The sequence below is a fragment of the Mesonia ostreae genome (genome assembly GCF_031845265.1).
Lineage (GTDB): Bacteria > Bacteroidota > Bacteroidia > Flavobacteriales > Flavobacteriaceae > Mesonia > Mesonia ostreae.
In genome coordinates, this window is the sequence record NZ_JAVRBG010000006.1 from 1 (window position 1) to 18,684 (window position 18,684).

19 protein-coding genes are annotated in these 18,684 nt (G+C 36.2%); 7 read left to right on the forward strand and 12 right to left on the reverse strand.

Annotated features, from left to right (window positions below; translation table 11 throughout):
- Window positions 1–197 precede the first annotated feature (197 nt).
- From RLT85_RS07160 to hemA, 9 genes are all read right to left on the reverse strand, one after another.
- Window positions 198–641, reverse strand: coding sequence for a hypothetical protein (locus tag RLT85_RS07160; RefSeq protein ID WP_311401345.1), 444 nt, complete (start codon window positions 639–641; stop codon window positions 198–200).
- Window positions 642–1,097: 456 nt separating this feature from the next.
- Window positions 1,098–1,448 (reverse strand): hypothetical protein, encoded by a 351-nt coding sequence (locus RLT85_RS07165; protein ID WP_311401346.1) that lies wholly within the window; start codon window positions 1,446–1,448, stop codon window positions 1,098–1,100.
- Window positions 1,449–1,481: 33 nt separating this feature from the next.
- Entirely contained in the window at window positions 1,482–2,471 is a 990-nt protein-coding gene (gene hemB, locus RLT85_RS07170; protein WP_311401347.1) for a porphobilinogen synthase, read from the reverse strand.
- A 492-nt stretch (window positions 2,472–2,963) separates the two neighbouring features.
- A complete protein-coding gene (gene hemF / locus RLT85_RS07175; RefSeq protein WP_311401348.1) occupies window positions 2,964–3,869 on the reverse strand; it encodes an oxygen-dependent coproporphyrinogen oxidase in 906 nt (301 codons plus the stop codon).
- Window positions 3,859–4,365: a DUF6973 domain-containing protein gene (locus tag RLT85_RS07180; protein WP_311401349.1), complete on the reverse strand. Its 507-nt coding sequence runs from the start codon at window positions 4,363–4,365 to the stop codon at window positions 3,859–3,861. The genes hemF and RLT85_RS07180 overlap by 11 nt, the downstream gene beginning before the upstream one ends.
- Window positions 4,366–5,394, reverse strand: coding sequence for a uroporphyrinogen decarboxylase (gene hemE, locus RLT85_RS07185; RefSeq protein WP_311401350.1), 1,029 nt, complete (start codon window positions 5,392–5,394; stop codon window positions 4,366–4,368). It abuts the gene before it with no gap.
- Complete coding sequence (locus tag RLT85_RS07190) at window positions 5,387–6,037, reverse strand: uroporphyrinogen-III synthase (RefSeq protein WP_311401351.1); 651 nt, start codon at window positions 6,035–6,037, stop codon at window positions 5,387–5,389. The genes hemE and RLT85_RS07190 overlap by 8 nt, the downstream gene beginning before the upstream one ends.
- A gap of 9 nt (window positions 6,038–6,046) precedes the next feature.
- The gene (gene hemC, locus RLT85_RS07195; RefSeq protein ID WP_311401352.1) at window positions 6,047–6,964 is read right to left on the reverse strand and encodes a hydroxymethylbilane synthase; all 918 of its coding nucleotides are present in this window, start codon (window positions 6,962–6,964) and stop codon (window positions 6,047–6,049) included.
- 6 nt (window positions 6,965–6,970) lie between these two features.
- Window positions 6,971–8,227, reverse strand: coding sequence for a glutamyl-tRNA reductase (hemA, locus tag RLT85_RS07200; RefSeq protein WP_311401353.1), 1,257 nt, complete (start codon window positions 8,225–8,227; stop codon window positions 6,971–6,973).
- A 207-nt stretch (window positions 8,228–8,434) separates the two neighbouring features.
- On the opposite strand from hemA, the gene RLT85_RS07205 reads away from it, so the two are divergent.
- The 7 genes from RLT85_RS07205 to RLT85_RS07235 all read left to right on the forward strand — a co-directional run bounded on the left by RLT85_RS07205 (window position 8,435) and on the right by RLT85_RS07235 (window position 16,115).
- Window positions 8,435–9,331 (forward strand): AraC family transcriptional regulator, encoded by an 897-nt coding sequence (locus RLT85_RS07205; protein ID WP_311401354.1) that lies wholly within the window; start codon window positions 8,435–8,437, stop codon window positions 9,329–9,331.
- A 78-nt stretch (window positions 9,332–9,409) separates the two neighbouring features.
- Window positions 9,410–10,450: a ferrochelatase gene (gene hemH, locus RLT85_RS07210; protein WP_311401355.1), complete on the forward strand. Its 1,041-nt coding sequence runs from the start codon at window positions 9,410–9,412 to the stop codon at window positions 10,448–10,450.
- Window positions 10,450–11,802, forward strand: a complete 1,353-nt coding sequence (locus RLT85_RS07215) for an MATE family efflux transporter (RefSeq protein ID WP_311401356.1) — start codon at window positions 10,450–10,452, stop codon at window positions 11,800–11,802. Before hemH ends, RLT85_RS07215 begins: the two co-directional genes overlap by 1 nt.
- A gap of 27 nt (window positions 11,803–11,829) precedes the next feature.
- Window positions 11,830–12,372, forward strand: a complete 543-nt coding sequence (locus RLT85_RS07220; RefSeq protein ID WP_311401357.1) for a CopD family protein — start codon at window positions 11,830–11,832, stop codon at window positions 12,370–12,372.
- Between the two features lies 1 nt (window position 12,373).
- On the forward strand, window positions 12,374–13,825 hold the full coding sequence (locus RLT85_RS07225) for an ATP-binding protein (RefSeq protein ID WP_311401358.1): 1,452 nt from the start codon (window positions 12,374–12,376) through the stop codon (window positions 13,823–13,825).
- A gap of 3 nt (window positions 13,826–13,828) precedes the next feature.
- On the forward strand, window positions 13,829–14,611 hold the full coding sequence (locus tag RLT85_RS07230) for an enoyl-CoA hydratase/isomerase family protein (protein WP_311401359.1): 783 nt from the start codon (window positions 13,829–13,831) through the stop codon (window positions 14,609–14,611).
- A 430-nt stretch (window positions 14,612–15,041) separates the two neighbouring features.
- Entirely contained in the window at window positions 15,042–16,115 is a 1,074-nt protein-coding gene (locus tag RLT85_RS07235) for a PA0069 family radical SAM protein (RefSeq protein WP_311401360.1), read from the forward strand.
- Here the strand turns inward: RLT85_RS07235 and RLT85_RS07240 are convergent.
- The 3 genes from RLT85_RS07240 to RLT85_RS07250 are packed head-to-tail and all read right to left on the reverse strand — an operon-like array spanning window position 16,112 to window position 18,548.
- On the reverse strand, window positions 16,112–16,768 hold the full coding sequence (locus RLT85_RS07240; RefSeq protein ID WP_311401361.1) for an HD domain-containing protein: 657 nt from the start codon (window positions 16,766–16,768) through the stop codon (window positions 16,112–16,114). The genes RLT85_RS07235 and RLT85_RS07240 overlap by 4 nt on opposite strands.
- Before the next feature lie 28 nt (window positions 16,769–16,796).
- Complete coding sequence (locus tag RLT85_RS07245; RefSeq protein WP_311401362.1) at window positions 16,797–17,792, reverse strand: acyl-ACP desaturase; 996 nt, start codon at window positions 17,790–17,792, stop codon at window positions 16,797–16,799.
- A gap of 12 nt (window positions 17,793–17,804) precedes the next feature.
- Entirely contained in the window at window positions 17,805–18,548 is a 744-nt protein-coding gene (locus tag RLT85_RS07250) for a lysophospholipid acyltransferase family protein (protein WP_311401363.1), read from the reverse strand.
- Window positions 18,549–18,684 lie beyond the last annotated feature (136 nt).

The following is an 18,684-nucleotide window of genomic DNA, read 5'->3' on the forward strand; positions in this document are numbered from 1 at the left end:
AATAATCCCTTCTTTCCTTCTGAAAAATAATTATATTATTTCCGCTAAAAGTTGCGTTTATAGGTTGAATTCAAGTATTTTAAACAGCCTATTTTTAAATAATCAAGAACCTCGGGGCAAGTCCGCAAGGAAAGAAAGGGAACATACTTTCTAAAAATTGTGAGACAAGTCTCGGGCAATTAAACCCTCTAGAAGGATTAACTCAATTTTGCTTGCCATTTTTTAGCAAAATCGAGCTGTTGAATGGCAGAAGTTTCAGTATCCTCTTCTTCGAGATATAAGTCTAACTGATGCGTGTCTTTTTGAGACTTAAAAATCAGCGCAATTTGCTCAATAGCTCTGTCTTTTTTCCTTTTTTCTAAAAGTTCTACGTTGTAATTTTTAAAGTTTAGAATGTGTAGTTTGCTATCTAAAGTTTCTAAATTTCCGTAAACAAGCTGTGCTTGTTGCTCATCAATACCTATAAAAACAGTTGAGAAAAGATCGATTTCATTTAAATTGATTTGGTGCGTTGCAGCTTTTTCTCTGATTTTTTTTAAAGAGGCTTTTTTTCTTCTTGATTTGTTGGTTACCGCATAAGCTACGGGGGCTGTAAATATGATAAGGAAGAGCATTCCTAATTCGATAGATTGAATATCCATGGGTGTATGTTTTTTTATTCTTGTCCGATAAAGAACCAAGACCGCTACGCTTTTAGAACCAAGAATCAAGACTTAAGTGTAACTAACTAATAAGTAGTAAAATTTTGGTATAAAAGTAGCTTCTAATTCTCGATAAAATCTTGGTAGATTTTAGACATATGTAGGATTAAAGATCTTTACGTCATCTTATCGGTCAAGAGTATATATTTAAGATTGCAATATCGCTTCCGCGGAAGCGAACTTTTTATAATTTTTTAAAATCTTGCTATTGCGAGGTTATACCAAATTAGTTTTGAAATGCCGTAAATAAGACGAAGTTGCTTTTTTGCTATAGGACGCTACGATTGGTTTGCATAGCCTTAGTTATGGAAACTATGAGCAAGGAAATATAACGAAAAATGAACGAGATTTAATGTGGCATTACATTGCTATTGTGGTATTAAAAAAAGTTGACAATCACAAAAAGAAATGGAAAGGGAAGAGGTGTTGGTAGATTTGGGCTCTATGGTCGATAGAAATATAACGTACCTGTGGAGCAACAAAATAATGAAATGTTTTTAAGCTGATATAAGTACTCGGGCAAATCTTAGAATCCCAAATATCTTCAATATCATAAGAAGGACTTGCAATCAAAATTTCTTCTACCGCATAAAATTTTTGTGCATTTGCTGCTGAAGAAACTGTTTCTTGAACTGTTTCGACCTGATCAAAAAGAGGATTACTGTCTTTTGCAGCACTTGTTAAGGATAACAATAGCACGTAAAAGACAGTAAAAAATTTTAATGAATAGGAATAGGTTGCGTTCATAATTTTAGCTTAGCTAAAAGCTTGCCAAAGCTACTAAGAAATTAGTTTGGCAGCATCTTTCGCAAAATAAGTGGCAATAAAATCGGCTCCAGCTCTTTTTATGGCAGTAAGTTGCTCCATCATAACAGCATCGTGATCTAGCCAGCCCTTTTCTGATGCGGCTTTAATCATGGCATATTCTCCGCTTACTTGATACACTGACACAGGTACATTCACTACATTTCTTATGTCACGCACAATGTCAAGATAGCATAAACCGGGTTTAACCATCACAATATCTGCGCCTTCTTCAATATCCATCAAAGTCTCTTTTACAGCTTCATCTCTATTGGCAGGGTCCATCTGGTAGCTATTTTTGTTTTTAGGAATGTCTTTAGCATCTACTGGAGCAGAGTCTAAAGCATCTCTAAACGGACCGTAAAAAGCGGAGGCAAATTTGGCACTGTAACTCATAATACCAGTATTGATGAAGCCTTCAGTTTCTAGCGTTTCTCGCATGACCAAAATACGGCCGTCCATCATATCACTTGGCGCAACAAAATCTGCTCCCGCCTGGGCGTGAGATAATGCCATTTGTGCCAAAGCTTGCACAGATTCGTCGTTGAGTACACGACCGTTTTCAATAATTCCATCGTGACCGTACATAGAATATGGATCTAAAGCCACATCGGTCATCACCAACATTTCTGGAACTGCGTTTTTAACAGTTTTAATGGCACGTTGCATCAATCCGTCTGCGTTGACGGCTTCTGTTCCTTGATTGTCTTTTAAGTTTTCTTCTACTTTTACAAAAAGCAAAACAGATTTTATGCCTAAATCCCAAAGTTCTTTAACCTCTTTTGCCAATAAATCTAGACTAAACCTATAATACCCAGGCATAGAAGCTATTTCTTCTTTTTTCTGCTTTCCTTCAATCACAAATAAAGGAGCCTGAAAATCTTTCGGACTTAAAATGTGTTGTCTTACCAAACTGCGAACCGCTTCGTTGGTTCTTAATCTTCTATTTCTTCTTAATGGAAACATGGTTTCTTTTTTTTATTAGCTATTGGATTCTAGAATTTAGACTCTAGCTTATTATAATTTTTACTTCTTCTACTCGAAAAAGAATTTGATGTTTTATTACTTAGCTTTTTGCTATTAGTCTTTAGCTCGTTATTATTTTTAAAATTTAGTTGTACTTTAAATTTTTTATTCGCTTACTACTAACCGCTAACTTTTGAATTAACGCATTAAGCATTTTTTTAATTTCTACTACTTGAAAAAGCAGTTTCTTTTTGGCTTCATTTTCTAAAAAATGAAGATTTATACTTAATATAACTCATCCTATCCCCAACTCTTTCCAGAGGAAAGGGAGTCTGATATTTTTAAAATTATCAATACACATTTAATTTACAGCTTTTAGCTAATTATTATTTTAAAAATTTAGTCGTTCTCTAATTCATTAATTTTTCTCTAACCTCTAACCTCTAACCTCTAACCTCTAACCTCTCACGGCTAACCTCTAATCTCTCACAACTACCCCACCCAGTTCTTCGGTTTGATTAAAACTTTCAGCAATTTTTCTTCTTCACTACCTTTTTCGGGATGATGGTTGTAATGCCATTGTACGTGCGGCGGTAAACTCATAAAAATACTCTCAATTCTTCCGTTGGTTTTTAAGCCAAATAAAGTTCCTTTATCGTGAACTAGATTAAACTCTACGTACCTTCCTCTTCGTATTTCTTGCCAATCTCTTTGTTCTTTCGAGTAATCAAGATTCTTTCTTTTTTCTACAATAGGAGCGTAAGCATATAAAAAGCTATCTCCAACTTCGGTTACAAAAGCATACCAGTCTTCAATAGAAGTTTCTTCTGTACTTTTTAGGTGATCAAAAAATAAACCGCCAATGCCTCGAGCTTCATCGCGATGAGCATTCCAGAAATAGGTATCACACTGTCCTTTATATTTTCTATATAAATCGCTGCCGTGAGCATCACAAGTCTTTTTACAAACGCTATGAAAATGTTTAGCGTCTTCTTCAAACAGATAGTAAGGCGTTAAATCTTGTCCGCCACCAAACCATTGATCTACGGTATTTCCTTCTTGGTCGTACATTTCAAAATAGCGCCAATTGGCGTGAACTGTGGGCACCATAGGATTTTTAGGATGAATTACTAAACTCAATCCACAAGCAAAAAAATTGACGTCTCCTACATTAAAATACTTTTGCATCGCTGGATCTAGAGGTCCGTGTACTGCTGAAATATTTACACCGCCTTTCTCAAAAACATTTCCGTTTTCTATAACGCGGGTTCTACCGCCGCCGCCGCCTTCTCTTTCCCAAAGGTCTTCTTGAAATTTGGCTATCCCATCAACTTCTTCCAATTTATGGGTAATCCGATCTTGTAGTTCTTCTATGTACTTGTAAAATTTATCTTTCATGTTCATAAGCTTCCGTATAAACCATTTGATTTTTATAATCTTTTAAAGCCTTGGTATTTGTAATTTTCACCGCTTCTGGAATTAAATCCGTAAAGATTTTAATTATTTCCTTTTCATTGTTGAGTTGATGGTACTTGGCAAACATTTTTCTACCTACGGCGTTATTGTGCAAGTCCATAGCTTTGAGCAAATTTTGATTAGGCATCAATTTCTCGTGCAAATCAGTTATAGTTTGTGCCCAATCGATAGACTTTTCTACCGATGAATTTTGACGCAAGCATTTTTTGGCAATCATAAAATTCCACAACGCGTGCCTAAAAGCATTGGTCACATTGTTTTGATGATGCGCACTTCCGTAGAGAGAATCGGCAATTTTAACTGTTTCTTGAGTCGCTTTATAGGTGGGAAAAATATACAAAGGCCTTGTCACAAATACCTTGAATAAACTCCAAAATTGTGCAAAATCTAACTGACGTATTTTTCCCGGGAGCGACATTTATTTGGGCTCCCATTCTTTTACAGCATCTACAAATGCTTTTGCATTATCTACCGGAATATTAGGAAGAATTCCGTGACCTAAATTTGCAATGTATTTGTCTTTTCCAAACTCATTAATCATTTGGTTCACCATTTTTTTTATTTCTTTTGGTGGTGAAAATAATCTTGACGGATCAAAATTACCTTGCAAGGTGATGTTTCCGCCACTTAGGTAACGCGCGTTTCTTGGAGAGCACGTCCAATCTACACCCAATGCAGAAGCGCCAGATTCGCTCATTTCTTTTAGTGCAAACCAACAGCCTTTTGCAAAAGCAATCACGGGGATTTCTTCTTTTAGAGCGTCTATGATTTGCTGCATATATTGCCAAGAAAATTCTTGATAATCTACAGGAGAAAGCATTCCTCCCCAAGAGTCAAATAATTGTACGGCATCTACGCCTACTTCTACTTTTCCTTTAAGATAAGCAATGGTCGTATCGGTAATTTTTTGCAATAATTGATGCGCTGCAACAGGATTGGTAAAACAAAACTCTTTGGCTTTGTCAAAATTCTTAGAACCTTGTCCTTGTACTAAATAGCATAAAATGGTCCAGGGTGAACCTGCAAAACCAATTAAAGGCACTTCGTCGTTTAATTCTTGCTTGGTCATTTTAATGGCTTCGTACACGTAGCCTAATTCTTCATAAACATTAGGAACCACAATATCATTTACTTGTTTGGCAGTTCTAATAGGATTGGGAACCCAAGGACCAACGCCAGGTCTCATTTCTATCTCAATATTCATTGCCTGTGGTACCACCAAAATATCACTAAATAAAATGGCAGCATCTGTCCCTACTTGATGAATGGGCATTACAGTAATTTCTGTGGCCAGCTCTGGAGTTCTACAGCGCGTAAAAAAATCATATTTTTCTTTTAGCTTCATAAAATCCGGTAGGTATCTTCCTGCTTGTCGCATCATCCAAACCGGTGGACGTTCTACCGTTTCTCCATTTAAGGCTCTTAAAAATAAATCGTTTTTAATCATATTTATAGGTTTTTACCACTTGAACAATAACATTCTCGATAGTGGGTTGGTTCGCAATGATGATATTCTTGGTATGCTTTTCTGCTTCTTTTGCTGTGGTCGTACCAATACAAAATGCCGTGGCCGATTTTATATCATTGACCGCACAAAAACTTTTTACTCCACTGGGACTAAAAAATAGGATGCCGTCAAACTCTTGAGCAAATTTTTTAGGATGAGGTAGCGTATCATATACTTGTGTTTCTGTAAAGGAAATGTTATTTTTCTTGAGTAGAGTAGGCATTTCTTCCCTTCGTTGCTTTCCGCAGAAGAAATGAAATTCCTTACCAGAATGATGTTCACATATTTTTTGAGCTAAATCTTTTCCGTAATCAGTGGATTCTATAATTTCTATACCACTTTCTTGCAGCAGTTGTGTGGTTTTTATGCCTACTACAAAGGCTTTTTTTATTGCTACTTTATCTTTAATTGCCTGCCACGTATTTTTACTGGTTACAATGGCGTGTCCTACTTTTTTAGGGATGTCAACATTTTCATTAAATGAAATACGAATAGCATCATAGCTCACATAATTAATTCCAGCATGAAGTAAAAGTTGCTCTTGGTGCTTAATAAGGTTTTTAGTGCTGAGTATTGTGGGCATAAGAAACGATTAGTCTAATGCGGCTTTTATAGAACGCATAAGTTCTCTACCGCCGTTATCTAGTACTTTTTGAGCTAAAATTGAACCAATTGTTTTGTAATCATTCGCCTGAAAAATAGCTTTTTCTTCTATTTTTTGTGTTCCGTCAAGGCTATAAAGATTTCCGGTAAAGGTGATATCTTTTTCATTTTTAAATTCGGCTAAAGCTCCAATGGGCGCGGTGCAACCTCCTTCTAATTTTCTCAAAAAATCGCGTTCTACGTGAACGCATTTTGCTGTTTTTTCGTCGTTCAGCTGTTCTGCAGCTTCTCTAGCATAGGCGTTATCTTCATTTACAACAATAAGCATGGCACCTTGGGCTGGCGCCGGAGTCATCCAATCTAATACTTGGTGCGTCTCTGGCTTTAAGTTGATGCGTTCTAGGCCTGCTGCGGCAAAAATAGCACCATTCCAATCTTCATTTTCGTCTAACTTTCTTAAACGGGTATTCACATTTCCGCGAAGGTTAACAATAGTGTGAGACGGGTGATAATGCAACCATTGGGCTTTTCTTCTTAAACTTCCGGTAGCAATAATGCCATTAGATTGAAGAAAATCTAAGCCCTTGTGTAATAGAATATCGTGCACATTGGCGCGGGGTAAAACCGCAGCTTGTACAATTCCTTTTGGTAAAGCTGTAGGAACATCCTTCATAGAATGCACGGCAATGTCTATATCCCCTTTAACCATCGCAATATCTAGCGTTTTGGTAAAGATGCCTGTAATGCCCATCTCGTATAAAGGCTGATCTAAATTAAGATCACCCGTAGATTTTACGGGTAAGAGTTGGGTTTTGTAGCCTAAAGCTTCTAATTTATTTTTTACGTTATTGGCTTGCCACAATGCTAATTCACTATCGCGAGTACCAATTCTTATGGTTTTGCTCATGTAAGCTTATTTCGATAAATCTTCTAATTGAAAAACTTTTTGTATCAAAGCCAAACTTTCATCTGTAGAGTCGCTGTCTTTCTTAAGATGGCTTGCAAACTGGTTCATTATTTTTTGTATAATGCGATTGCCTACAATTTCGGCGTGTTCATTATTAAAGTCGTTGAGCTTTCTGCTTTGAAAGTCTAGCTCTTCGTCTTTCATATGTCTTAACTTATGCTTTAAGGCCTTAATGGTGGGAGCAAATTTTCTGGTCTCCAGCCAAGCATTAAAATCTGTCTTTACCTCTTCTATAATTTCTTCTGCCTGCGGAATAAAAGTTTTTCTTTTTTCTAGGGTAGCATCGGTCATTTGAGAAAGATGATCTAGATGAATCAATTTTACGTTTTCCAAATCGGCAACATCGTTAGCCACATTTTTAGGTATTGATAAATCTAAAATCAATAATTTCTTATCAGAATAGATAAGTTCTTTAGAAATGGTAGGATTTTGAGCCCCAGTAGCAACAATAAGAATATCGGTGTCCCGAATTTCACTTTGCAAATCTGCATGATCTTTTACAATAAGATCAAATTTACCAGCTATCTTTACTGCTTTATCTTTGGTTCTATTGATTAGTGTAATGTGATTATTCTTAGTGTGTTTTACCAAATTCTCACAGGTATTACGACCTATCTTTCCTGTTCCAAAAAGTAAAATTTTTGCGTTGGAAACATTTTTATACCGATTTAAAATATATTGTACCGAAGCAAAAGAAACCGAAGTGGCTCCTGAAGAAATTTGAGTCTCGTTTTTAATTCGCTTACTGGCCTGAATCACGGAGTTCACCAAGCGCTCTATAAATGGATTGGCCATACTTAGATGCTTAGAAATATTAAAAGCCTGTTTTAACTGACTTATAATCTCAAAATCTCCCAAAATCTGGCTGTCTAATCCCGTACCCACTTTAAACATATGAGAAATTGCCTGATGGTTTTTATACACATAAGCAACTTTTTCAAACTCCTCTACGGTACCATTGGTGTGTTGGCAAAGTAATTTAATGAGTTGAAAAGGATGTTGGGCAAAGCCATAAATCTCGGTACGGTTACACGTAGAAGTAATTAATATACCATCTACGCCTTCGTTTTTGGCATCGATTATTAAGCTCTTTTTTTGCTCTTCATTGAGGTTAAATTTCCCTCTAATATCAGCGTCTGCTTTTTGATAGCTTAAACCAATGGCATAAAAAGAATTGTGTTTAGATATATGATAGTTCTTCATAGAAGAATAAGGTCCTAAATATTTAGACTACAAAAGTAACTGCTAAGTTTTTGTAAAAGTAACGTTAAAAGTACTTTTATTGTCGTTAGAGGTTATTTTAAAGTAGAATGAGGGCTAATTCGTTGAAATAAGCTATTTTTGTGGGGTCAACGAGGTTTTTGGATTCATTATTTTAGAATGATTCTAAATAAAAAGAGATTTTTACGTATGGAAAATAACACAGAAAATAACGCTCAAAGTACTTTTCACAAACTGCTCGTAGAAGATGGGATTCATATTCTTACTTTTCAGAATGATACGTCTGATAATCAGTTTTTTGAAAAAGAAATGCATAGTGATTTCATTCAGTTTCATTTTTGTTTAAAAGGGATGGGGAAGTTCAGTTTTAATCAAGGAAATTATTCGCTTAATTTGGGAGAAGAAAAATCTTTACTGCTTTACAATCCCACCAAAAACTTACCTTTAAACGTTGCTGTAAGTGCAAATTCTTGGATGGTAAGTATTGTGATTTCCATTCAAAAATTGCATTCTCTATTTTCTGAAGAAGCCAATTACATCGATTTTTTAACCGATGATAACCGGGATAAAAAATATTATCAAGAACAATCTATAAGTCCGTCGATGGCCGTAGTCTTAAGTCAGATTCTTAATTTTAACCTGCATCCTTCCGTAAAGAAAATCTATTTAAAGGGAAAAGCGTATGAATTGATGGGGCTATATTTTAACCGTCCTGAAGAAGCCGATATAGAGCAGTGTCCTTTTTTGATTGACGAAGATAATGTGCGCAAAATTCGTAAAGCAAAAGACATTATGATTCAGCGAATGGTAGAGCCTCCAAGCTTGCAAGAACTCGCCGATGAGATTGGACTAAGCTTAAAAAAACTAAAAGAAGGCTTTAAAGAAGTCTACGGCGATACCGTTTTTGGGTTTTTATTTGATTATAAAATGGACTTTGCTCGTAAGCTTTTAGAAACAGGGCGACACAATGTAAATGAGGTTGGATTAAAAGTAGGTTACAGTACAGCAAGCCATTTTATTGCTGCTTTTAAGAAGAAATTTGGCACTACGCCCAAAAAATATATTCAGTCGGTCAATTTAATATAACTATTAAGAGCTTCATAAAATTGAAGGCTCTACCTGTATAATCTTAGTATAAACCAGTATTTTTGAAAAAAATTTGAAATGAAAGGAGTTTTACTCGTCAACTTAGGTTCTCCAGAGAGCACAGACCCCAAAGATGTAAAAAAATATTTAGATCAATTTCTAATGGATGAACGCGTCATCGACGTGCCTTGGTTATTGCGCGCTTTTATTGTTAAAGGAATTGTTTTAAACACGCGCCCAAAAAAATCTGCCGCGGCCTATCAAAAAATTTGGTGGGAAGAAGGTTCTCCGCTTATTGTACTTTCAGAGCGTTTACAAGAACAAATAGATAAATTTACAGAGGTTCCTATATCTCTAGCGATGCGTTATGGAAAACCTAGTATGGAGCAAGGCTTAAAAGAATTGCACGCTAAAGGAGTTGATGAGGTATTATTATTACCGCTTTATCCTCAGTTTGCCATGGCAACTACAGAGACGATTGTAGTTCTAGCAGAAGAGCTGCAAAAAGAGCATTTTCCTGGAATGAAGATTACTACAGTACCTCCTTTTTATAACCGTCCAGATTATATTGAGGTGCTTTCTCGTAGTATTGCCGAAAAGCTAGAAAATTTAGATTACGAGCATTTGTTATTTAGTTATCACGGTGTACCAGAGCGGCACATTAAAAAAAGCGATATTACCAAATCGCATTGCCAAATAAACGATACTTGTTGTAAAACGGCATCGCCAGCGCATCAATTCTGTTACCGTCATCAATGTTATGAAACCACTCGTTTGGTGGCCGAAAAATTAGAATTAAATCCTGATGCTTACAGTACATCATTTCAGTCGCGTCTAGGATTTGATCCTTGGTTACAACCTTATACCGATAGGACTATTGAAAAATTTGGCCTTAACGGAATGAAAAAAATGGCCATTGTTACTCCTGCTTTTGTTTCAGATTGTTTAGAAACTTTGGAGGAAATTGCCATGGAAGGCGAAGAAATTTTCCATGAAAATGGAGGAAAAGAACTTACCGTGATTCCTTGTTTAAATGATCGTGACGACTGGGTAAAAACATTAAGTTCATGGATTAACGCCTGGGTAGAGGTAAAACAAGAAGAAAGTGTAGGCGCATAATGGCAAAGGTAAATTCGGAAGCCCTAGGAAAAGAACCTATAGGAAAACTGCTCATTAAACAATCTTTACCGGCTTCCATTGGGATTTTGGTCATGTCGCTCAACATTTTGGTAGATACTATTTTTGTTGGGAACTGGATTGGTCCTACTGCTATTGCCGCCATCAACGTGGTCTTGCCCGTATCTTTCTTTATTGCTGCGTTAGGAATGGCCATTGGGATTGGAGGTTCTTCTATTATCTCTAGGGCATTAGGCTCTAACAATCACATAAAAGCACTAAAAACCTTCGGAAACCAAATTATCTTAACGCTGGTGTTGTGTATTTTATTGGTGGTCTTGGGACTTTGGTTTATTAAAGAACTCATTCCCGCCTTTGGCGGAAAAGGAGATATTTACGCTCCCGCAGAAATCTATTATCGCATTGTGCTTTACGGAGTTCCTATTTTGGCCTTGAGCATGATGGGAAACTCTGTGATTAGAGCAGAAGGACAACCTAAATTTGCGATGGTTGCCATGATTTTGCCTTCTATTGTTAATCTCGTGGCAGATTATATTTTTATTTACATTTTTGATTGGGGAATGGCAGGAGCTGCTTGGGCAACAACCGGCTCTTATTTTATCTCTTTCTCCTACGTGTTGTGGTTTTTCCTTTCTAAAAACTCAGAGTTAAAACTAAATAAAGCGCATTTTAAACTCGATTTTCCTATCTTAAAAGAAATTGCATCGCTGGGATTTGTCACTTTAGCAAGACAAGCGGTGGTAAGTGTTACCTATTTATTACTGAATAATATTTTATTTAATTTAGGCGGAGAGGCCTCGGTAACAGTATATGCGATTGTAGGAAGAATGCTCATGTTTGCGCTATTTCCAGTATTGGGAGTAACGCAAGGTTTTTTGCCTATTGCAGGTTATAACTATGGGTCACATCAGCCCGAAAGAGTGAGAGAATCTATTAATAAGGCAATTTTGTATGCAGGAATTTTAGCTTTGGGCGTATTTGCAATCATTATGATTTTCCCCGAATCTATTGTGGCTATTTTTACCACAGATGAAACGATTTTGGCAGAAACTCCATCGGCCATGCGTTGGGTTTTTGCAGCATTGCCTATTATTTCGCTTCAATTGATAGGCTCAGCCTACTTTCAGGCGATAGGAAAAGCAACTCCCGCTTTTTTACTCACCTTAACCAGGCAAGGCTTTTTCTTTATCCCGCTCATTTTAATATTGCCTGAGTATTACGGAGAATTAGGCGTTTGGATTTCTTTTCCGCTAGCCGATTTTCTTTCTACCATCGTCACAGGATTTTTTTTGAATAGAGAAATTAAAAAGAATTTAGTTCCAAAATCAGTATAACCGAGTCATGAATAATTAAATTTGAGTATGGAATACTACAATTACATAAAATCGCTTCATCTAATTTTTGTGATTACGTGGTTTGCAGGCTTGTTCTATATCCCGAGGTTGTTTATTTACCATATTGAAGCTCAGGCTAAAAATGAGGTCGAAAGAGAAATTTTAAGCGATCAGTTAAAAATTATGACCAAGAGGTTGTGGACTATTATTACATGGCCTTCCGCAGTTTTGGCTACGCTATTTGCGGTTTGGTTATTAATTTTAAACCCTGCGTGGCTATCGCAGCCTTGGATGCACATAAAATTGGCATTTGTTTTGTTGCTATTTATATATCACGGAAAATGTCAACAGATTTTTAAGCAACAACAAAACAATATTTTTAAATGGACCTCCAATCAAATGCGCTTATTTAATGAAGGTTCAACCCTTATACTTTTCTCCGTGGTGTTTTTGGTGATCTTAAAAGGTACCTTCAATTGGATTTTTGGCGTGGCAGGTATTTTCGTGTTAGGAATTTTACTCATGTTGGGCATTAAAGTGTACAAACGAATTAGAAATAAAAACAATTAAGATGAGGTGGCTCAAACGTTCTTTACGAACCCGAATTTTCTTGAGCATGATATTTTTGGTGTTAGGAGCCTCTGTTCTTATCGCCGTAGTTACCATTTATCAATATAAAAAAGAAGCGGAAGCCTACCAAAAAGATAAACTCAAGCAAAAGGAAGCTTCCATACGAGCGAGTATTAATTATGAAATACAAACGACCACTTATGAGGTCACCACAGAAAATATTCCATTAATTTTTAGAAAGAAAATTCACGAGCTTAAAAACATTCATAACACCGAAATTAATTTTTACGATCTTCAAGGGCGCTTGCTTAAATCTTCTAAAGCAACTTTTTTTAAAGACACATCAGTAACCAACATGCCTAAGGAAGCTTTATTGCTTTTAGAGGGATCTGAAAATAAAAAATACGTTCGTTTTTATAAAGAGGACGGAAAAAAATACCAATCTTCTTATACTTACATTACCGATGCTTATTTTAAACCTTTAGCAATTCTTAACCTTCCAAGAATTGACGACGACGGATTTATAGACATGCAGCTAAAAGATTTCTTAAAAATCTTGGCTCAAGTTTATATATTTCTCATTTTGATTGCAATTTTATTGTCCTACTTTTTATCTAAATACATTACCTCTTCTTTAAAAACGGTAAGTGAAAAAATACACGCTACCCGATTGGATAAAAAGAATAAAAAAATTGCTATAAAAGACACTTCAGAAGAGATTAAGTCGCTTATTAAAGCCTATAACTCTATGATAGATGAGTTAGAAGAAAGTGCGGTAAAATTGGCCACCAACGAGCGAGAACAAGCTTGGCGCGAAATGGCAAAACAAGTGGCGCACGAGATTAAAAATCCGTTGACGCCTATGCGATTAACCGTACAGAGTTTTGAGCGACGTTTTGATCCTGAAGACCCAGATATTAAAGAAAAGCTTAAAGATTACACCAAGACGCTTATTCAGCAAATTGATACGATGAGTTCTATTGCTTCGGCCTTTTCTAATTTTGCTAAGATGCCGGCACAGCAAAATGAAACGCTTAATGTGCCAAAAATCGTTAAATTAGCCTTAGATATTTTTAATGAAATGAATATTGAGTTCTTTACGGAAGAGGAAGAGATTTTAGCCATTTTTGACCGTACGCAATTGATTAGGGTAGTGACCAACTTGGTGAAAAATGCTTTGCAGGCTTCAGAAGAAAATCCGCAGCAGCGAGTAGAAGTTTTGGTAAAAACAGATGAAGATTCGGTTTGTATTCTTATTAAAGATAACGGAACAGGAATTTCAGAAGAAAATAAAATTCATATTTTTGAACCTAAATTTACCACTAAATCTAGCGGAATGGGACTAGGTTTAGGAATTATAAAAACCATTATTGAAGCCTATAAAGGCAGCATATCTTTTACTTCTAAAGAAGGAGAAGGAACTACATTTAATGTTAAATTTCCTAAAATATAAACTATGAGTTACCACAATATTTTATTAGAAAAAGAAAACGGATTGGCGCAATTAACCATCAACCGACCTAAAAAATTAAACGCTTTAAACAGAGAAACTCTCGCCGAAATTCATAGCGCTTTCGCAGAATTGGAGAGCGACGAAGAGGTAAAAGCAATCATCATCACCGGAAGCGGAGAAAAAGCTTTTGTAGCCGGAGCAGATATTTCTGAATTTGCCGATTATAACGTGGAAGAAGGAAAAGATCTTGCCGCAAAAGGACAAAAAGAAGTCTTTGATCGTATTGCCAATTTTAAGAAACCTGTGATTGCAGCCATCAATGGTTTTGCATTGGGTGGCGGACTAGAATTAGCCATGGCGGCACATTTTAGAATTGCCAGCGATAATGCTAAAATGGGATTGCCAGAAACATCATTGGGAGTAATTCCTGGGTATGGAGGAACGCAGCGTTTGCCGCAATTGGTAGGTAAAGGTAGAGCGATGGAAATGATTATGACGGCAGGAATGATTGATGCGAAACAAGCTTTGCAATACGGTTTGGTAAATCATGTAACCACTGCAGATGAACTGATGGAACTTGCTACTAAAACGGCTCATAAGATTATGAGAAATTCTATGGTTGCCATTTCTAGAGCAATTGAAGCCATTAATGCGAACGATGAAGATGGCGTAAATGGTTTTGAAAAAGAAGTAGAGAACTTTGGAAAAAGTTTTGATACCGAAGATTTTAAGGAAGGAACGAGTGCCTTTTTAGATAAGAGAAAAGCAGATTTTCCTAATAAATAGTCGTCTGCGACTAAGATTTATGATTGCTTTCGCCCGTATCATTCGGGTGGAAGCTAATAGACTTATTTGGTATTGCTTTGATGATTCTTAGGTCAAGTGTTATTTAATACGATGGTATTTAGAAAATAAAGGGGAGTTTCAATTATAACCTGAGTTCGATCTAATTTTAATAAAGTTCAAATACTGTCAGTTCGAGTGATTTTTCTTGGAAAAATTATACCGAGAACAAGTATTTGAACGAAAATCGTTATTCTCGTTACAAAATTTTTTCAAAATTTCACTCGAACTGACACGATTTTCTCAGGTCGAATACAGATTTACACTTACATTTTTTAAAAAAGACATCATTTAATCGGATAAAACCCATAAAATAGGAAATAATCCCACTTAAATAAGCTAACTTTGACTTAAATTAAGTCAAAGTTTCTTTATGTCTATTTCTTATCAAAAAGGTCGGGGTGCACAAAAAAATGTGCATAACAAATTTCAGGAATACGAGCATAGCGTAGATTCTGAATATTTGGAATACTGCCATAAAGAAGGAGAAGAACCGCAAAAGCAACACACAAATTTTCTAGAGGTTTTCCCAAAAACTTTTGTGAATAAAGTGAAAAGTCCAGATGTGGGGATGGGTTTTTCTGCTAATCCTTACCAAGGGTGTGAACACGGTTGCATTTATTGTTATGCTAGAAATACACACGAATATTGGGGTTATGGTGCTGGTTTAGATTTTGAAAAACAAATCTTAGTCAAGAAAAATGCGCCCGAATTATTGGAGCAGAAATTAAAGAGTAAAAACTGGCAGGGTGATGCTATTGTTTTTTCTGGAAATACGGATTGTTACCAACCCATAGAACGCAAATTGCAAATTACTCGGCAGTGTTTGGAAGTGATGCTTCAATATAAGCATCCTACAGGAATCATCACTAAAAATAGCCTTATTTTAAGAGACCTAGATCTTTTAAAAGAATTGGCTCAGCTTAACCTCATTAGGGTGAATATTTCTATCACTTCTTTGTCTGAAGAAACACGTAGGTTGTTAGAACCTAGAACGGCGAGCATAAAGCAACGTTTAAAAACTGTGGAAGAACTTTCTATGAACGGGATTCCTGTAAGTGTAATGATGGCACCCATTATTCCCAGCATCAATAGTCATGAAATTTTGCCTTTGGTAAAAAAAGTAAGCGAGTTGGGAGCTAGGTCTGTGGGATATACAGTAGTGCGTTTAAATGGCGCTATCGCGGAAATTTTTAAAGATTGGATTGAAAAAGCATTACCCGATAGAGCCGAAAAAGTCTTGCATCAAATTGAAGCTTGCCACGGAGGAAATCTGAATGATAGTCGGTTTGGAACTCGGATGAAGGGAGAAGGGGAGTTTGCTAAGCAAATTGCGCTTCAGTTTAAAATAGCTAGAGGTAAATATTTTTCTTCCGTAAAGGAAATTCCAGCATTAGATAAAAGCCACTATTTAGAACTTAAAAATCCGCAGTATACATTGTTTTAACGCTTTCCTTCCCACTCAGCGTAAAACTGCTCTAGATACAACTCCATAAATTCGTGGCGTTGCTTGGCCATTTTAGTACCCGTTTTGGTATTCATGCGGTCTTTTAACAGTAAGAGTTTTTCGTAAAAATGGTTGATGGTAGGATTTTCTCCTTTTTTGTATTCTTCTTTGCTCATATCTAGTTTCGGAGCGATGGAAGGGTCGTAGATTTTTCGGTTTTTAAAACCTCCATAATTAAAAGTACGTGCAATACCAATGGCGCCAATGGCATCGAGTCTATCGGCATCCTGAACCACATTAAGCTCTGGAGAAGTAAAGGTTTGTTGAATGTTTCCGCCTTTAAAAGAGATATTTTTAATAATTTCTTTTACGTGCGTTATCACAGGTTCTTTAAGATGTAGGCTTTTTAAAAAAGTGCTTGCTTTTTCAGGTCCAATGCTTTCATCTCCATCATAAAATTTAGAGTCGGCTATATCGTGTAAAAGTGCGCCTAAAGAAACAATTTCTAGATCTACTTTTTCTTGTGCGGCAATAAGCAGGGCATTTTTATAGACGCGTTCTATATGAAACCAGTCGTGACCACCTTCGGCATGTTGTAATTCATTTTTTACAAAAGCTTTGGTGGCCAGAATGATTTTAGATTCTTCCCTCATCTATACCAGTTTTATTATAAAATAAGTATTATTTAGTTAAAGCAGGGTTAACCCATTTAAAGTGTGTAATCTCGTCAGAAATTTTCATTCTGCTCTGGATACGCTCCATTCTTGCCGGAAGTTTGGTCACAAAGTCTCTCGCTTTTTCGGCTTCTTCATTGAGGCCCGTTAATTTCTCGATATCCCAACGTACAATCAATCGCTTCATAATATCTATATAATCGTTCCCGGTGTAGACACCAATACGTTGTGCGCAATTGGAAAATTCATCGAAAGCGCTTCCCATCGTATCGCCAGACTCTCTTAAGAACATAGCGGGCATAACAATTTTGTTTTTCATCATATCTTTAAAAGCAATCATCATATTGCTAGGATCTATTTTAAAGATTTCGTCTACGAACGTACTGTAAGCATTAAAGTGACGCATTTCATCTCCGCTAATGATTTTACACATTTTTGCTAAAGATTTATTTCCATAATTACGCGCTAATTTGGCCACACGGTTATGAGAAACATAGGTCGCCAATTCCTGAAAACTCGTGTAAACAAAGTTTTTATAGGGATCTCTATCGGTTCCAATATCAAAACCATCATTGATTAAGTGTTGCGTGGTACGCTCTACTTCAATCATATTTACTCTCCCAGAAAGATACAAGTATTTGTTAAGCACATCGCCGTGACGGTTCTCCTCGGCTGTCCAATATCGTACCCATCTAGACCATGAAGTTCCTCCGTCTTGCTGGCTTATGCCATCTACATCCATCAACCAAGATTCATAAGTAGGCAAGGCTTCTTCAGTAATGGTATCTCCCACTAAAACTACCCAAAAATCATAAGGAAGCTCTTTTGCAAGCTCTCTAATTTCGGTTACTTCGTCATAAAAACTGTCTCCTTGAGAATTGGGCAAAAAGTCTGTAGGTTGCCAAATTTCTTCCACGGGAATAAGGAATTGATCAATAAATCCATCAACCTTACTTTCCAGTTGCTGCATTACTTCGAGTCGTATATTTTTTTGAGGATCCATATGGGTTTGTATTTATGTATTTTTAATATCTTTTTTGATTATATGTTCTACTTTCTGGATTAATTCTTCCGTAGAATAATCACTTACTTTTAATGTGGGTTGCACTTTACAGTTTAGGTGTACTCCCAAACTTAAAGGAAATTGGCCTCTTTTCACAATTTGCCAAGAATTATTTATGGTTACTGGAACAACAACCGCATCTGGACAAAATTTAAATAACATCTTTAATCCATTAGGAGAAAATGGCTTTGGCGCTCCGTCTTTATCTTTTGTTCTTGTGCCTTCGGGAAAAATAACTGCCGCTCTATTGGTATCAATCAAATACTGTGCAAACTTCTTAATTTCAGGCAAAGATTGTCTAGGGTTTTTTCTATCAATCAGAATAGATCCACCGTGTGTTAAGTTATAGGAAATACTTGGAATACCTTTCCCTAATTCCTTTTTACTGATAAATTTAGGGTGAATTTCTCTCAAATACCAGGAAATAGGTGGTATATCGTAAGGACTTTGGTGATTGGCAATAATAATATGCGGAACGTCTTTCTCAAATTCTTGATCATTTTCAAATGTAATTCTAGTTCCTAAAACATTAAGACAACGCAATAGAAAGAAGTTAAGGTAGTCTACACTTTTTTTATGTGTTTGATATCCAAATATGTTAAAGCAAATCCATTGAATGGGGTGAAAAATCAATAATACCAATCCAAAACACAGGTAATAGAGAACTGAAATGGGATAGGATAAAATGGTCTTCATAACTAAAACGACGTCTAAAGCGCAAAAATAAGTTTTAAATTAGAGTCGGGCTCAATATTTTTTTAAAACCATTGTGCTTGCATAATAAAAAAGGCCGTTCATATGGGAACGACCTTCATTTTTCTATTTTACCTAC